9 protein-coding genes are annotated in these 15,973 nt (G+C 49.8%); 1 reads left to right on the top strand and 8 read right to left on the bottom strand.

Annotation, left to right across the window (positions count from 1 at the left end):
* Window positions 1-29: 29 nt before the first annotated feature.
* The 6 genes from ACN0YR_RS16770 to ACN0YR_RS16745 all read right to left on the bottom strand — a co-directional run bounded on the left by ACN0YR_RS16770 (window position 30) and on the right by ACN0YR_RS16745 (window position 8,677).
* Complete coding sequence (locus ACN0YR_RS16770) at window positions 30-2,153, bottom strand: DUF1549 domain-containing protein (RefSeq protein WP_417850386.1); 2,124 nt, start codon at window positions 2,151-2,153, stop codon at window positions 30-32.
* A 69-nt stretch (window positions 2,154-2,222) separates the two neighbouring features.
* Window positions 2,223-2,777 (bottom strand): sigma-70 family RNA polymerase sigma factor, encoded by a 555-nt coding sequence (locus tag ACN0YR_RS16765; protein WP_417850385.1) that lies wholly within the window; start codon window positions 2,775-2,777, stop codon window positions 2,223-2,225.
* A 272-nt stretch (window positions 2,778-3,049) separates the two neighbouring features.
* On the bottom strand, window positions 3,050-4,324 hold the full coding sequence (locus ACN0YR_RS16760) for a DUF1501 domain-containing protein (RefSeq protein ID WP_417850384.1): 1,275 nt from the start codon (window positions 4,322-4,324) through the stop codon (window positions 3,050-3,052).
* 103 nt (window positions 4,325-4,427) lie between these two features.
* Window positions 4,428-6,083 (bottom strand): DUF1549 and DUF1553 domain-containing protein, encoded by a 1,656-nt coding sequence (locus tag ACN0YR_RS16755; protein WP_417850383.1) that lies wholly within the window; start codon window positions 6,081-6,083, stop codon window positions 4,428-4,430.
* 290 nt (window positions 6,084-6,373) lie between these two features.
* Window positions 6,374-6,733 (bottom strand): DNA polymerase ligase N-terminal domain-containing protein, encoded by a 360-nt coding sequence (locus ACN0YR_RS16750; RefSeq protein ID WP_417850382.1) that lies wholly within the window; start codon window positions 6,731-6,733, stop codon window positions 6,374-6,376.
* 444 nt (window positions 6,734-7,177) lie between these two features.
* A complete protein-coding gene (locus tag ACN0YR_RS16745; protein WP_417850381.1) occupies window positions 7,178-8,677 on the bottom strand; it encodes a hypothetical protein in 1,500 nt (499 codons plus the stop codon).
* A gap of 842 nt (window positions 8,678-9,519) precedes the next feature.
* Between ACN0YR_RS16745 and ACN0YR_RS16740 the strand changes: the two genes are divergently transcribed.
* Window positions 9,520-10,302, top strand: coding sequence for a hypothetical protein (locus ACN0YR_RS16740; RefSeq protein WP_417850380.1), 783 nt, complete (start codon window positions 9,520-9,522; stop codon window positions 10,300-10,302).
* A 323-nt stretch (window positions 10,303-10,625) separates the two neighbouring features.
* On the opposite strand, the gene ACN0YR_RS16735 is transcribed toward ACN0YR_RS16740, so the two are convergent.
* A complete protein-coding gene (locus tag ACN0YR_RS16735; protein WP_417850379.1) occupies window positions 10,626-11,342 on the bottom strand; it encodes a zinc ribbon domain-containing protein in 717 nt (238 codons plus the stop codon).
* Between the two features lie 413 nt (window positions 11,343-11,755).
* On the bottom strand, window positions 11,756-15,490 hold the full coding sequence (locus ACN0YR_RS16730) for a family 16 glycoside hydrolase (RefSeq protein WP_417850378.1): 3,735 nt from the start codon (window positions 15,488-15,490) through the stop codon (window positions 11,756-11,758).
* Window positions 15,491-15,973: the final 483 nt, after the last annotated feature.

Genomic DNA, 15,973 nt, shown 5'->3' with positions numbered 1-15,973 from the left:
CATTCCGCAAGTTTTCGAAATGGTTCTACTTAATGGTTAACAGAAAATTCGCTTGAATTGAGATATGCCCAGTAAACATCCCGGAAGGCTTCAGTGTAAGCCACATGAGAGGGGACATTGCGAGACGTCCGTTGACGTAAATTGTTCCGCAGCATTTTTCGGATAGATTCCAGTTCCTGCTTCGTTGGATAACGCGACAACGCAGCCAGGCAAAGATCCTGAATACGATCCGTTTCGGATTTATTGCGATCCGAAAGAATTTCCCGGAGAACATGCCCCGTTTGTGGATCGATCGCTTTTTGAATGAGTTCCCCATTCATCATCATGAGTGTTTGCGAAAGCGAACCATCAAAAGTGCTCAACTCTCCGTTCTCCTCGTTTTCCAAAGCGCTGAAAAACTGCTGCATCCACTCTTCCCTTTGAGCAAATGTTGATCCACGGTGACGTCTTTCATCAGGGGAAACACCAGATGCGACCATGAGTGAATTAAAGATCTGTTCAGGAGAAAGCGGCTTGAGATACATCCGGGAGAACAAAGGAGTCTCTCCTGCGTCCGGATCGTCAATTTTGTTCTCTGCAATCGGAGTGGATGTATAGTGATAAGCGTCGGACAGACAAATCCAGCGAATCAATCGCCGAACATCGTACTGATTTGAAGCAAAGGCTTTTGAGACTCCGTCTAGCAACTCTGGATGACTTGTCTGGTGATGCGGTCCCATATCGTCAACCTGACGAGTAAACGCATGTCCGAAAAAGTGCAACCAACTGCGATTCACAAATGCCTTGGCTAATTGTGAGTCGTCTTCGGATGTCAGCAATTGTGCAAGTTGATCTCGAAGAGTTAAGTTTTCCTCAGGATGGATTTCCACTTCATCAAAACGAGGGTAAGCAACTTTCATGACGCCTCGTAAGTCGAGGTAATATGAAGGTTCCAGCTGAGAAGAATCTGCCTCGACGAGTTCTAGTGTCTGTTTTGTCTGCCCTGTTTTTTCATCGACGAACATCTGTTGTTTGACAGAAGTCTTCTGAAAGAAGGCGTTGAACTCCCAAAACTTTTCCTGTCCCCAATCCTTGGCGGTGGGATGACGATGGCATTGAGTACATTGGATTTGCTGGCACAAAAATATCCGAGCCGTCATCGCCGTCGCCGGGACAGCTTCGTTGTTCAAATGCGCGAGCAGGAAGTTTGTGGGACCAGATTGATGCGCAGGCCCCTCGGCTGTAATCAAATCTGTGACTGTTTCGGACCAGGGCTGATTATTCCCAAACTGGTTTTCCAGATAGGTATACAGCGCCTTGCGGTTGATGACCCGATCAGTCGAACGTCCCACAAGCAAAGTTGTCCAGATTGTGGCAAAGTGGCTCGCGAAGTCGCGGCTCTCCAAAAGTGAATCCAGTAAGAGAGCCCGCTTGTTCGGATCTGTTTGATTTAAGAAGGTCTCAACCTCCAGGCTGGTCGGGATTCTGCCAGCGAGGTCCAGGTGGACTCGCCGAATCCATTCCGTTTCTTCAGACCGAGGAGATGGGCGAACGTCGTGGTCGTCCAGAGTCTTACGGAGTTCCTGGTTGATGAATGAAACAACTTCAAGATCAGAACTTGGGTCAAACGGTAATGCTTTTAAGTCGGGTGAAACTTTTTCGATGACCGGTTGTTCTGTTCCGGGGAGATCAGAGTTGTCCTTCGATGGCAGTTGAACACGAACAATCTCTGGTGTCATTCCTTGATGATCAGGAGAGACGTCGACGGATGGTGAAGCTGGATTTGTGTTTGCTGGAATGTTGTTGTCGTTTGATGCAGTCTGTTGATTGAACGGCAACGACCCTGAAGTTCGAAGCATTAATCCGACACAAATCAGTATGGCTGCTGCAGTCAGAACTCCGACAACCTTTCGATGACGGAGTTTCTCGATCGGTTTCACATGACTGGAAAATTTTCTGGAAGACTGAATCGTTCTGACATCAGAATCCGCGCCACATCCCGCTGCATCCCAATAAAGATTTCCATGGAGCTGCATAAAGTCCATGTACAGGCGACGCCCTTCGGGACTACTGAGAACTAACGTTTCGATGCGCGTAAGTTCCTCCTGCGAGATATTCCCTTCCAGGTATCCCTCTAGTAAGTTCAGAAGTTCTTGTCGCGATTTCGTGTTCATTCTCGGTGAGAACCTGCCATAAAGCGGGTGTTGTGGTGGATTGAGTTTGTTTTCGTGTTGGGAAAATTTCTACAGTTCTGGATTAACAGCGAGTGTGCGTTGAACACACTCCAGTAATGTCTTTCGGATTCTTCCCAATGACTGGTAGACTGAATTTGGTGGGCGACCAAGTCGTTTGGCCAACCCCTTTCCAGACACACCGGGTTGATATCGTTTTTCGATCAGTTCTTTATCTTGCTGATTCAGTTTGTCGAGACAACTTTCCAACGCTAACTGTCGCCGTTCCACTTCTTCTGGTTGGTAGTCGAAACTGTCAGCGATGTTTTGAACAAATTCATCGGAAAAAGTCAGCTTGTCCCGACTCTTTTTCTGTCGCCATTTCAGTACTTCGTAAACCGCAATTTGCCGACTCCAGGCAGAAAAGTTCGAGCCTGGTTCGAACTGAGTAAACTTCGACCAAATCACAAGATTTGTCTCTTGTAAAATTTCTTCCGCTGCTTCAACGCGTCCGACTTGCGATAAGATGAACAGGTACAATTGTCGTTGAACCTGAGTGAAAAGTTGTATGAACTCATCGCTCGGTAGTGATCCACGGGGGGATGAACTGGTCTTCGTTTCGCTCATGCTGTTGTTCAAAAAAACAGGGGACCTTTAAGGTCCCCTGTGAGTTCATTTGCAAGTACATCTGCGAGGAGACTGACGCAAGTCTGGTGAGCTTTCACGAAACCTTGAGCATGGGCGTCTCATTGCCGTGAATGAAAACGATTCCCAAAGTCTGTGAGGTCTGTTCGAACTCATCGCTCTTTCCCAAGCCTCCTTGGAAGACAATCCTCAACGTTTCGCTCACTGACATCTCTACGAGTAAGATCTGGTTTGCGAAACGTTTCGAATCTGCCTTAACCGATGAGGCCTTGGATTGGTTGGCCGCCATTGGCCAGTTTCATTGGACGTCCACGTTTTGATGTGTGGACAGTGTTAAGAGGAATGCGAAGAGCGTGCGAGACTGTCGCCCACAGATCACCTGGGAGATAGCTTTCGCTCACAATTCGAAGTCCGTCCGCATCAGTCTCTCCGATAGCACGTCCACCTTGAAGACCACCACCACCGATCAGAGCTGACCAACTGGTTGCCCAGTGATCACGTCCGACGTTCTGGTTGATTCGTGGAGTACGACCGAACTCGCCCATCACAACGATGGTTGTATGTTCGAACATTCCACGTTGCTTGAGGTCTCTTACGAGACCGGAGATTCCGGAGTCGAGCAATGGTAAACGTTGGTCTTTGAGAGTTGAGAAGACGTTTTGGTGAAGATCCCAGCCTCCGGGGAATTGGACTTCAATAAACGGAACTCCTGTTTGAACCAGGCGGCGAGCCATGATTAAAGTGTTACCAAAAGGAGTGTTACCGTACATTTCGCGAACAGGAGCCGGTTCTTCTTCAGCTCGGAATGCACGCATTTGCTCCGAGGTCATCAGGTTGACAGCTTTTTTGTAGACATCCTTATGAGCTTGTCCGACATCACCACGATTTGATTTGATAAAGCCATCTTCAATCGTGCTGAGCATGTCGAGGCGTTGGCGAAGACGATCTTTGTTCATATCGTTCGTATTCGCGTTCTGGATTTGTCCACGGGCATCGACAACAAATGGTGCGTGGCTCATTCCCAGGAAGCCTGGCCCCATGCCACCGCCACCGATGGAGACGAATGACGGAATTTCCAGTTCTTTACGTTTCGCTCCCAGTTCATAGCTTACGACCGAACCGAAAGTTGGGTGTACAACGGTTGGGTTCGGAACATAAGCAGTGTGCATGTAGTAGCTACCACGCATGTGATCTGCTTCACGGGTGCTCAGCGAGCGAACGACCGACAAATTATCCATTTCCATGGCAATTTTAGGAAGATGCTCACAAATCTGGAGATCTCCCTTGGTGCTGATTGGTTTGAACTCACCACCGTTTCTTGAACCTGGTTTCAGGTCCCACATATCGATTGTTGGTGCTCCACCACCCAGCCAGACGAGGATACAAGCCTTTTGAGCACTGGCAACCTGAGCTGCATTGGCTTCCAGGCTGGACAAGAACTGAGTGGCTCCAAGCGCGGTTGCTCCGCCCAAGGCCATGTGATTCATGAAGTGCCGACGCGACATGCCAGCAGGTATTGAAGTATTCATAGCGAGTCCCCTAGAAAAAGTTTTGAGTTGTGTGAAATGAATTCTTGTCGTAAAAACGTGCCTTGTGAGCCGCTCCGTAGATGGCCTCACAAGTGGATTGGTATTAGTGGTTCAGGATAAATTCATTCGAATTGAGCAATGCCCAATACAAGTCTTGATATCCAGTGAGCTTATTGCGGTACTTCCGTAATCCCGTTGAAAGTTGTGACAACTCATGCCTGGTTGGCAAGCGTCCTAATGACGAGACAAACAGGGCTTGAATGCGTTGGTTGTCTGATCGGTATTGAGGATCTGAAAGAACTGAATTCAGATAGCTCCCTTTTTCAGCACTGATCGCTTTTTCTACTAACGGACCATTCATCATTAGCAGAGCCTGTGGAATGCTTCCGCTGAAGAGCGTCGGCTCATCCTCATCGTTCCCGCCGAAAATTCGCAGGAAATCCCGCAACCAGCGTTCGCGCTGTTGATCAGCTTGCTGGAAGCTTCCGGCTCCGCTTTTGTGAGCATTAGTGGCAATCAGTAGCGAATCGTACAACTGCTCCGCGTTCATCGTTTTGACATACATGTGGCTGAAGAGCGGAACTTCCCCAGCTGAAGGATTGTCGAAATCGTTATCTTTGTTGAAACTGCTGGTCAGGTTGTAGGCTTCAGTGTTGCAGATCCATTTAACGAGTTGCTTGATGTCGTAACCACTTTTTACGAACTCATCACTCAGCCGATCGAGAAGTTCCGGGTGGCTGGGCTGGTTGTGTGGTCCCATGTCGTCAACGGGACGAGTAAACCCGTATCCCATAAAGTGCGACCAAGTTCGGTTGACCATTGCACGGGCGACTGTTTGAGTCGGGTCGTCATACGCCATTGCTTTGGCAAGTTCTTCACGACGGTTTGGTGCATTCGGCTCGACTTCAACATCGAAGTATTTTGGATAAGCGACCTGAACCAGACCGTTTCGCATTTCGTAATAAACCGGACCATCAAACGGGCGGTAAACAAGTTCTGAATAGTCGTCAACATCTTCCCCGGTTTCAGGGTCGTACCTGTCATGATCCATTCTGCGGACCTGACGGAAGAAGCTGTTGAACTCCCAAAACTGATTCTGTTTCCACTTGTTGAATGGGTGGTTATGGCATTGTGTACATTGCACCTGCATTCCAAGCAGGATGCGAGTGAACTTGGCTGTCGCTTCAACGTGGTAGTCTTCACTGTTCACATTGCCTTGCAGTTGAGCAAGGATGAAGTTGACAGCTCCATTCTCTTCGAAGTGTCCTTCCGCGGTGGCAAGCTCGTAGACGATCTCATTCCACGGGCGGTTCCGGGCAAAGTTTTCTCTCAGGAACTTCCGCATTCCTGATCGACTGGTTCGGTCAGGAGTATTTCGACCGATGAGAAGATTGGTCCAGACTTCGGTATAGTTGCGAACATAATCTGGGTGAGCGAGCAGCTCATCGACTTTCTTGGAGCGTTTCGCCTTATCTTCATCATCCAGAAACGTGTTTACTTCGTCCGCACTTGGAATTCGACCAACGATGTCGAGGTATACGCGGCGAATCCATTCCGCGTCGTCTGCGACCGGACTCGGTTTGACTTCATTGTCTTCCCAGGTCTGTCGAATCTGCTGATTGATAAACTGAATCAGCGGGTCGGCCGAACCGGTTGTAAACCCGTCGTCAGCTTGTGCTGCTCCATGTAATGATGCCAGTGTCGTGAACACTGTCAGTGCAACGGCAGCGAATCGGATTGGGCTGCTGGTTCGCAACATTCAAAATCTCCGCATCTCTATTTCAAACAAGGTGGACTCCAAATGACCAGAATGCGACGCCATCCAGTATCAAATCAATTTGCACTTAGATGAAATTGCAAACGAATTCATTGCTGTCAACGGAATCCCTGTATTGGTCGTCTCTCTATTGTGCAGCATCTTTGATCGTTCTTCTACTCTAATAACCACATTCGGATGGATAATGTTCGTTGTCTTTTCGGGGTTTCAAACGAAAAAACAACTCTCTGTTGATGCTTTGCCTGTTTTGTAAGTCCATTTCAGTAAGTGGATTACGACGAATATGTCTTGGCGGATTCTTTCGAGAACTTCAAAATGTCATTTTTTATCTCGAAGCTGATGAGACCATTGTGTTTGGAAGATTCCAGCAAACCGCACACTTCGTCCTCCCTAAGAGACTGAATCTTCAAAAGACCGTGATCCCATTGCTGAACTTCGCCACGACCGCCACTGACCGGTCCGGTGATTTTAAGGTACTCAATCCGGTGATCAGGTGTCCGGAGAACCGTAAGGGGCGTGTCGAGCGTTGGCTCTTTGAGAATTCGCCAGGAAAGCAGCTTCCCTTCCCATTCGAGCATGAAGTCCCAATGGAACGTCGGCCAGGTATGTGTCAGGATGACGTATCGAAGCATGGTTTCGTCAGAGACCTTCTGCAAGAACGATTCAGTAAAGAAATCAGACGTCGTTCGCTCGAATTTCGCGTCAATCTCGCAGCGAACCAGTCAATGATAGCATTTTTCGAATTGGTATTCGCCTTTTGCTCAATGGTGAGCAGTCCGTGAAGTCAAGAAAGCCACCTTTCACGGGTACAACAAGCATTGAAAATGCTTTCGAAAGAGAAATGCGGCGTGAATAAAAAAACACCGTCTGGATCAGTGAAGGTCCAGACGGTGTTTGTACGTGATTCAGCGAAGAATTGTGGTTCTTGAAGCTGTTTTGCCTCTTTCAGTCGCGTTTCTGCCCAAGTCGACAGGTTTGCAGGAAACCTGAGATGCGCCTCTGTTTATCGCATTCCTCGAATTGGTCTTTGCGTTCTGACTCTCCGTACCCTGTCCGCATCCTGAAGATGCAGAATTTTAGCCGCCGTAGAGGCCACCGAGAGCATTCAAGATGGCACTTGAAAGTGGATTCGGTGAGGATGCCGTCGTCATGTTCCCGATCAGGTCAAACATCACGGCTCCACAAACCAGTAGCAGAACACTGGAGAGTGCCAAGCCGACAAATGTTCCGGTTCCCCAGTCGGCATCTGCCATCGCCATTCCGCCGCCCATACGTCCGCTGTAGGCAGGGTCGACTTCGTCATCGTCGAAAACGTCGTCATCCGCGTCGAAGACATCTAGATCATCATCGTCGTCGAAGGCATCGTCTTCGATGTCCATGTCGTCATCATCAAAAACATCCGAAGCTGCGAATTCATCGACTTCGTCTTCATCGAGATCGAAGACGGCATCGCCAACGCTGGAGTCTTCGAGATCGGACATGTCGAGAACGCCGGTTTCATCGGTACCTGCGATACTGAACACGTCGCTTTCATCATCTCCCAGAGGTGGGATTTCGAATTGTGTTTCCGGAACGCTGTCGTCGGAAACGGCATCCATCATCGGGATCGTTCCCGAGTACTCATCATCGTTTTCGAGTGAAATCCCAGATTGGTCGTCGTCCGCTTCGAGTGAAATCCCACTTTCGTCCATTTCCAGTGAAATTCCGCTGTCGTCGTCTCCCAGGTCGAGCGTGATCCCTTCATCATCGTCGTCAGAGGAGAGTTCGATTCCGCTATCGGTCGGGCCTTCAAGCGAGATTCCGCTTTCGCCACCCAGCATGAGAGAGCTGTCACCCGCGAGTGAAATTCCAGACTCATCGTTCAAAACGGATTGGTCATCGTCACTCAAATCGATTGGCACAGCCTGTTGAGCATCGCCGCTCATCAGGGTGACATCGCTGGCGTCATCGTCGGCGCTGACGAGTTGGACATCGCTGTCGCTTCCGCTGTCATCGAGAAGATCACCTTTCCCGAAAGCAGTGATTGTTTCGCTGTCCATCAGGCTCACGTCACTATCGCTATCACCACTCGTCAAGCGAACATCACTATCGCTGTCAGCTGCCAGGCGAACGTCACTATCACTTTTCGCTGCATCGAATTCCGGAGATGTTGCCGCTTGATCGGTGGGCAAATCGGAAGAACTGTCGAGACCGACGAGTTTGACATCGCTGTCGCTGTCATTCAGACTCAGGTCGGCACCACCGACTAAGCGAACATCGCTATCACTGTCAGCGAAGTCGAGCTGATCGTCGGTGTCATCAAGAACGCTATCGCTCTCCTCGACCCCTTTGCTGATGATGGTCGGCTGTTCGCCAACGTCGTCACCCAGATCGTCGTCAGCCAGGAGCGGGACTTCTGGATTCGAATCGACCATGCGAGTGCGAGCAAGCGCCTCAACATCATCGACTTTGAACTTCCAGTTTCCACGATCAGCGAACCCACGGATCTCTCCGAGTTCCCTCATGCGCATCAATTCCAAGGTTGGAATATTGAGGAGGCTAGCTGCTTCTTCGAGGCTTAAATACTTTTTCGACATCGTAGGCCGACTCCGGATCGTGTCATTTGTCGAGGACAATGGAAGAATCGCTCAGTAGATTCCACTTAATCCTCCATGACACGTGGGGTAGTCGAACGAAACAATCCACAACAATCGTCTGATTCGTCATGCTAGAGCGCATGTGGCCAGACATTGTTTGAAAAGTGTATCAATAACTATTGTATTGGATTTTCTGCCAATACCGCTGAGAACGACTTCATTGTCGATCCAGCATCGAAATCTTGTCTCTATTGTGGCAACCATGGGGAGAGTTTCCCAACTGGAAGCCTGATCAGCCTTAACAATATGTTGAGGTTGTCGTGATCGACTGAAAATTCGATCACATGCTCAAGTTTTATCAAAGCTAAAAACTGAGATGATCGTCATGCCATCTCTGCTTATTCTGCGGTTCACTTCTTTTTCTATTGTGTGGCACAGTCAGGCGAACATCAACTCCCAATTCTCAAATTCCCTATGAATCCTGGTTCATCCGGTTTGAGAACACTCATTTCGATTGCTCGCACCGAGAGTCGATTCGAATGTGACCGCTTCAAAGCATGACCTCATTTTTACTTCTACAAAATCAACATGCAATACGTCATCCCGCTGATGTTGCCAGTCGTCGAAGACTGCTGAGGTGTGAGCCCCAGTACGCGAACAATTCATGTAATAGAATCAGCAGGAATTGCCGTTATTGCCGAGCAGACACGACTATCAAAATCGTTAAATTCTGTTTAATCGCTAAAGTTTAACTCCCCGGCAGGTCGATACGAACGACAGCGCACCCTCACCAGTGCGAATCTTCCTTCAAACGCGCCAAGTTGATGTCCAAAGGCAATGAAATGCGTTTTCGCAGCATTTTCCCCATGTTGATGCTCCTTGTGAGTGCCGGTTGTTCCTCATGTCCCAGCTACGGGCCGGGTATGTCCCGTAATCCGTATGGATCGTGCATCGGAAACAGCAGCATCGCTCCTCCTGTCCCCTTGGGTGGACAGGGAATGCGTCATCGCCCAACTCTTGCCGAGCGAAAGCAACAACGCGATATGAAGCGTTGGTACCGCGAATTAGAGGGAGGTTCAGGATCGGGGCATGCAAGCTCTTGTCCTCACTGTCAACGAAAAAACCGCAGTCGACATGGAGCAGGATTTGACACCGGCTACCATGATGAATGGGTTGGCGACCAGTGGGGCTATGATGAATGGGATGGCGGAGGAACTGCTTACTACGACGGCATGACGATGGGTGACAACTATTATGATGGTCAGGTCATTGACGGAGCCATCTATGATGGAGCACACTCAGGTGGATACTGCCCAGACTGTCAGAACTCTCATCACAACAGCTACCCATCTGAAGGCTATCCTACACAGAGTTACCCTTCTGAAAGTTATCCCCCGGTGTATGAACACTCCGCGCCTTCATCTGCACCACAGGCAGCACCTCCTCGTGTTCCGCCAACTGAACCGACGCCAGCCACAGTAGCTCCTGCCCCACCGGAATCGAGTGCCTTCCGGGCTCCTGCGCACGAATATTACTCACCGAGTACCATGCCGCAGCCTCCAACTCAACAAGTCTCTATCCCTCCGGTTGAACAAATCCTGTACGCACCACCGATTCAAAAGTAATCGTCGCAGTGATCTCCTTAGGGCAGTTTGCTCTACCGTTTGCCCGTGTAGAACGCATTTCTCCAGGAAAAATGCTGTTCGCCACGAGACAGAACCTGCAAACCAATCCGAAAGATGCTCTAGCGAGTTGTGCAGACTTTCCGTCGATAGATCAGATGTGTCTGCATCGGACCAGGGAACAGGGTCACTCTGCCAAGTCACGAGATAGTGATCCCGAGCGGCTTCGTCGGGGGCTGTTTAGCGCAGCTCGCAAATTGAGGTGACGGGGTACGCTTGCTTTGCTGAGCTTTGGTTACCGTATTGTGTCGTTGGGTCACTGAGGATTAACCCTCTATGAATTGATCGACCTGGTACAGAAAACGGCCGCAGGAACCGCAGAAGAGAGTCCTTCCGCTGTTGAGCATGACCTTCGCCTGTGGTGTGAGAGAGACGTAGCAGTTATTGCAAACTCCGCCTGAACTCTCTGCCATTGCATCAGGGCCATAAGCTTCGACCAGTCGTTGAAATTGCTCGCGAACTTCTTTGGGGATGATCGACCGTGACTCTGTGATCTGCGTCTTTAAGGTCGCCTCTTTCGCTCGGAGCCCTTCTGCTTTTTCCTCGAACGACGTGGCGAACAACTCAGCGTCGGTGATCGCTTCATCGATTCGAGATTTGCATTCTTCGATTTGTTTCTGAAGAACGTCGACACGGTCCAGATACTCAATCGCTTCATCTTCCAGAACTGCTTTTGCAGCAGTGTCGGCCTCGATCTGACCGGAGATGATTTGATACTCACGATTGGAAGCGGCTCCATTGAGTTTGCGTTGCAACTCCAGAATGTTTGCCTCTTTGGACTTCAAGTCCAGATTCTTTTTGTCCGCCTCGGCCCGGGTGAACTTCAGGGCCTCCTCCTGTTCAGCAAGTTCGAGTTGAGAGGTCTCGATTCTCTTTTTGCGGACTTGAATTTGGCGAGGTCCACGAGCGAGTTGGTCTTGGACTTTCTTGAGTTCCTGTAGCGATTGATGCAGGCGTAAAAATTCAGTGCCAGCGGGGGGCATGCGCGAACTCCATCAAATTCATAAAGAAAAGAGCAAATGTCGGACCTGCCGACTATTACAGTCTCGCAAATTCGACGATCCATGCAATATCTACAGGGGAGGAATCTCAAGAAGACTCAAATCGATGATACAAAAAACCGCTACGGTTTCACATTTGAACCGTAGCGGTTGAGATCAACCAAGGATGAAGTGCGATACGTCATCGACGTTTCTTGTTGAGTCCGCAGCCTGCCATTCTTAGTAAGTGACCAGCGGAAGTCTTGCAGCTTCAATCGCTTCATTAAAGATTTAATAGCCTTTTGAAATGATGTACGCGATTATTCTCGTGGATCAGTGCGGTTCTCAATATCCGAAGCACTCTCCACTGACACGACATACATTAAAAATGGCATACATTGATAATTCCGTAGATCTTATTTGAAGTAGGGACTCTCCCGGTCTCCTCGTGAGAGCAGGAAGGCCATCAGGTCGAGGATCTCCTCTTTGGTCAGAGTGTTGATGGATCCTTTGGGCATCATGGATGTTTTTGAAGGAACCATCTCTTCGATCTGTTTTCGATCAACGCTGACTTGAGCGTCCGGGTCGAGCATGTTTGTGTTAATGCGAAACGCGTCGCCCGCCAGATTCACGATTCGGCCGTGGATCACCTTTCCATCAACCGTCAGGATTTGAACAGCTGCGTATTGGTCGCTGATGACCTTGTTCGGATCGATGATCGATTCGAGAATATACTTTCGGTCAAACCGTCCAGCCAGTCCGGTTAAATCTGGACCAAGGGCTCCTCCTTCACCCGCAAATCGATGGCAGGCAAAGCAGTTTGCTGCTCCGAACATTTTACGACCATGGTCAAAGTTACGACCCGTTAAATCGTTTTCAACGGTAGAGAGAAGTTCGTCAAGCGTCCAGTCTTGCACATGTGGACGTGGCGCTGCAGCAAATGGATTGACTTGACCTTCCGGTTTCTTGTCGAGAATTGGCTTTAATCGTGCAACCTCTTCTTCCGACAAGTGAGTAAGAGCTTCTTCTTTGATGTTACTGACGAACAGCGCAAAACTTGCCCCCCCTCGATAGCCAGATGCTCTCACAAACCAGTTGAAGTACGTCTCTCGAAGCTCCGGAGTCCAGCCAGCCTGTAAATGGCGAAGCGACTTTGCATAAGTGATTTGCTCTTCTTGAGACGGAGCGGCTTCAAGCAGGGCGATACCTTTCTTGGCGGCTGCCGGGTCTTGCAGGTAGATTAAAATGTCCAACAGCATTGCGTTGAATTCTTGCCCTTCAGATGGCAAGATTGGCGAAAGTTCTTTGACAAGAGCATCTCGCAATTCGAGCTCAGGAGGCCCAAAACGAAGCAGCAGCAGTTGAACCACTCGAAGTGCGTGGAGTTTTTGCTGAGACGTCAATTCATCGGCATCGATTCGTCCCAATGCTTCGAAGGCCCGGACCTGCGTCGCTGCGGCTTCTTTGTCAGTGACGGGGGCAGGATCGTTCCAGTTGGGAACAGGTGTGTCGAAAGCTTCGACAGGATTCTTCGTCGCTCGTTCATGTGTACGAGCCAATGCGAGGAGAGCTTCAAGAAGCGCAACGTTATTCGTTTCGTTGAGTGCTTTCTCTTTCCACTCACTCACCGGACGATGTTCAATCGCAGTCCGAGCTGCGTAGCGAATCACCCGGTCCTCATGGGACAGGTACGGCCATGCTTTCTCTACGGCATCGGGATGATCACCGACATGAAGATCTTCCAGTTTCTTTCGAGTTGCTCGCAGCTCTTTGCCGGCCTTGTTTGATGCATCGACAGGAGCTGTCGATTCTTCGCCGGTATAGGTCACCTTGTACAGTCCGGACTGCACTCGCCGTCCGCCAATTGCAAAGTACATTGCTCCATCTACTGGATTGATAACGAGGTCCGTCAGCGGAAGTGGTGTCCCGGTGATGAATTCTTCGATGCCGGCGGTGTAAGTTGAGCCATCAGGGGTGATGTGTACGGCGTACATTTTCCCGTAGCTCCAGTCACAGATGAACAACGCTTTCTGGTACTTCGCAGGGAATTTTGCTCCATAACCGAATGTCACTCCGGTGGGCGAACCCGGGCCGATGTTCACAACAGGTGGAAGCGTATCCGCGAAGTGTTCCGGAAACTTTCCGCCACCGTTTCGCCAGCCGTAATCAACACCGCTCAGTACATGACAAATTCGGGTGGGACGATACCAGGGGGTGTTCAAGTCCCATTCCATGTCTGCATCGTACGTGAAGAGTTCACCATCGGCATTCAATGCGGCATCGTATTCATTTCGGAAGCCTGCAGTCACGAGCTCCCACTCTTTCCCTTCAGGGTCAATCCGGCTGATGTAACCACCCGGAGCAGGAGTCCCTTTCATGAACCCCTTGCCGTACGCACGAGGGAGCATGTTGTCTTCATCCCAGATCTCGGGAACGCGCGACGAAGCAAACTCGGTCAAAGCCGTCTTATTTCCGACAACAATATACAGCCCCTTCTTATCAGGAGTCAGCAGGACTGCGTGAGGTCCATGTTCGCCGCTGCCACCTTCCCATTGGCGAAGTGTTTCCAGCGAGTCGAGTTGATCGTCGTTGTTTGTGTCTTTTACGCGGTAGACGCCACTCTCATATTTTTTCCCTTTGTTGACCACGACATAAAGACTGTCGAACGCCCACAGCAAGCCTTGAGCCTCTCCAATATCGACGTTAATCGGCTCGATCACCACCTCGGTGGCATCATTGATTCCCGGCGGTGTCACGCGAAACAGTCCGCCGTATTGATCACACACAATCAAGCGACCTTTGGGATCAGTACACATACTGACCCATGAGCCTTCCTGATCTTTCGGGACGGAATACAAGAGCTCGGTTTTGAAACCCTTCGCCACAATGAGCTGGTTCTCGGGGGTCGCTTCCGGCTCTCTCAGTGGAGCGGCTGCAAGCAGAGTTTCAAGCGTGATATTCCATGGTGCTCCACCGATCTGACCAACGACATCGGCGTTTTTCCAATGCTTTGGAGTTTTGAAGTCCAAATCCCGCCAACCTTTCGCGGGCTTCGTTGCCGTCTGCCATGATTCATCAGTGACGATCGACCAGGCATCCCGCCAGCCCGATTCAAAATTGAGAGCCGCAACGAGTCCAGCGGAGGAGGTTCCATTCTTTCCCTCGACAGTCAGGACATGCTTTCCACCTGGAGTTTTCTTTTCAATCAGCTTGGTGACATCAGCGAAAACCGGTCTGTTCCAGGCTCCACCTTCGGCGACTTTGGTTCCGTCCAGAAAAATCGTCATCTGGTCATCACAGGTCGCATAGAGACGAGCGGCAGCCACAGGTCCTTTCACTTCGAACTCTTTGCGAAAGAAAACCTGCTTGGCGGGTTGTTCACCTTCGTTTTGCCAGATCCATTTCGGCTTGGCATGCTCAGGTCTCGTTTTCGACTTTTTCGGAGTCGGTTTCGCACTCACTTTTTTTGCGGTTTCCCCCAACTTCTTTAGACGAATGTTGCGGAACTGAGCTTTCATCTTAGGGCCACGGTGGACCTGAAAGGCAATGATTCCTTCCATTTCCCGCTCGGCTTCGTGATCGTCAATGATCTCAACGGTTGTCACACCATCGATTTTGTGTGTGAGACGATTCCCTTCGCAGCGAATTGTCAATTCATGCCATTTGGTGATGTCGATGGGGGTGACAGGAACATCGAGCTTCGTCGCGTTTTTCTTGCCATTGTTATCGACGACGACTTTTTGCCCACGCTGAGCAACAATGCCCCGGCCTTGTTCGTCGTATAGCATTCCTGTGTATTCTGGTTTGCCATGAATATCAGCCTGGTATCCGCCCACCGACCATTTGTCGACGTTAGGCAGTTCCTTCGATCGATATTGGACGCCGGAGTTGTTGTTTCCTTCGACACGAAAGTCGAGTTTCAGTTCGAAGTCGCCAACTTTTCCACCTTTCCAGATCAGAAATTGATTGTACTTGAGATGATCCGGTCCATTGGTTTTTCCGGTGATGACACCATCTTCGACCGACCACAATTCGGGATTCCCGTCCCAACCGGACAAATCTTTCCCGTTGAAAAGTGACTCATACCCATCCTCTGCAAAAGAGGGAATTGCCAGCCCTAACACCAAAAATAAAGACACAAACAGTTTCATTATCAACAGCTCCGAGAAATATGATGTTCCTACTGACACCGCAAACTCGCTGAGAGAGACTCACCCAACGCTTAAACGTGCATTGATCCTAGCAAATCCAGATTTCAACACCAGTAACGCGCCCACGGCAGCGAATTCCAGGCTCCCCATGATTCGAGAAGGGAGAGCCTTTTCGGAGAGTCTATTCGCGAGCAGCCGCGTGGAGCTCAGCGTTTTATCTCGAAGGATCGTGGTCTTCACGAGCAAGTGAATCGCTGTGTCTTGCCTGTCCAGAGAGGCTTTCGGGGGACTTTTCAGAAACGAAAGAAAATCACACATCGGAAATGTATCAAGCCAAAGTCATCTCTCAAGCAGATTGCTCTACGATCTGCCCATGAAGAACGCGTTTCACTAGCGAAATTACTGTTCGCCATGAAGCAGACCCTGCAAACCAATTCGAAAGATGCTCTGGACGACGAGACCTGTTAGAACTGACTCAAGACC

This window comes from Thalassoglobus sp., from assembly GCF_048270125.1.
Lineage (GTDB): Bacteria > Planctomycetota > Planctomycetia > Planctomycetales > Planctomycetaceae > Thalassoglobus.
Note: the sequence above shows the minus strand (reverse complement) of the source record. Positions and strands in the feature narration are given on the sequence as shown.

Coding starts and splice junctions, on each gene's coding strand:
- ACN0YR_RS16770 (WP_417850386.1), bottom strand. CDS start 2,153: ATGAACACGAAATCGCGACAAGAACTTCTGAACTTACTAGAGGGATAC.
- ACN0YR_RS16765 (WP_417850385.1), bottom strand. CDS start 2,777: ATGAGCGAAACGAAGACCAGTTCATCCCCCCGTGGATCACTACCGAGC.
- ACN0YR_RS16760 (WP_417850384.1), bottom strand. CDS start 4,324: ATGAATACTTCAATACCTGCTGGCATGTCGCGTCGGCACTTCATGAAT.
- ACN0YR_RS16755 (WP_417850383.1), bottom strand. CDS start 6,083: ATGTTGCGAACCAGCAGCCCAATCCGATTCGCTGCCGTTGCACTGACA.
- ACN0YR_RS16750 (WP_417850382.1), bottom strand. CDS start 6,733: ATGCTTCGATACGTCATCCTGACACATACCTGGCCGACGTTCCATTGG.
- ACN0YR_RS16745 (WP_417850381.1), bottom strand. CDS start 8,677: ATGTCGAAAAAGTATTTAAGCCTCGAAGAAGCAGCTAGCCTCCTCAAT.
- ACN0YR_RS16740 (WP_417850380.1), top strand. CDS start 9,520: ATGCGTTTTCGCAGCATTTTCCCCATGTTGATGCTCCTTGTGAGTGCC.
- ACN0YR_RS16735 (WP_417850379.1), bottom strand. CDS start 11,342: ATGCCCCCCGCTGGCACTGAATTTTTACGCCTGCATCAATCGCTACAG.
- ACN0YR_RS16730 (WP_417850378.1), bottom strand. CDS start 15,490: ATGAAACTGTTTGTGTCTTTATTTTTGGTGTTAGGGCTGGCAATTCCC.